The 781-nt window shown below is 46.0% G+C and carries 1 protein-coding gene; it reads right to left on the bottom strand.

Features of this window, described 5'->3' with window-relative positions:
• Positions 1–116: 116 nt before the first annotated feature.
• Positions 117–371, bottom strand: coding sequence for a hypothetical protein (locus E1297_RS01145; RefSeq protein ID WP_155132837.1), 255 nt, complete (start codon positions 369–371; stop codon positions 117–119).
• Positions 372–781: the final 410 nt, after the last annotated feature.

The raw sequence follows: 781 nt of genomic DNA, 5'->3' as shown, positions 1-781 counted from the left end.
GAAAATGTGCGAATAATTTTATACGTTATCGCACATTCATGATTTTATTACTCATTCACAGTGTTATTCCGTATTGTCTGATTAAAATCTAATAACATCGGGTAGTGTCAAATACCCTACTCAATCACCCAAATATGCTGTTTTGAAAAAATGACCTCTTGGTGTTCTTTGCATGCCACCGCTTTCTTGTAGTCGCCTGATCTATACAAAGCCACAAAGTGCTTTCGATATCCCGGCGCTGGATCTCCAAAAACTTCACTATCGGCTTTAAATTTACACTGGCCTGAATCTATTATACTTTGAACTTTATTAGTTACATCCACACTACCCTGTACCGCGCCATATACAGCCGCTTCTACTTCTATAGGCATTAGATAACTCCTTTACTTTACAATGATCACCTACCGTAAACACCAACAATAATAAACGACAGCGCACCTGAATAAAGGTTCTACGATTGTCCATTTGTTTCTAAACCTTGTCCATGCGTCTCAGAACTACACCTGGCCCGCATTTCTCACAGCAAACACAGTTACCTCCCAAATCCCGCGTGCTTCCCAGTGCCGCAGTGAATCGTCATGATTTCGCGCACAGCACCGATCGGGTCTTTTGACGCCCGGAAAGCGCAGGCGGCCCAATTGCGGACATTCGGCGCCAGAGCGGCAGCCGCCGCGCTTTGTGTAATTCGCGCAACGGCAAATCAGAAACCGGAGAGACTCGGCAAAAACGACAGCCGCCAGGACCCCTCAAATGTGTCCGTCCGGTAAACCCGGCCTTTTTG

The sequence above is a fragment of the Roseibium sp. RKSG952 genome (genome assembly GCF_009711355.1).
The sequence above is the reverse complement of the archived record's forward strand: the minus strand, read 5'-3'. Positions and strand labels throughout refer to the sequence as shown.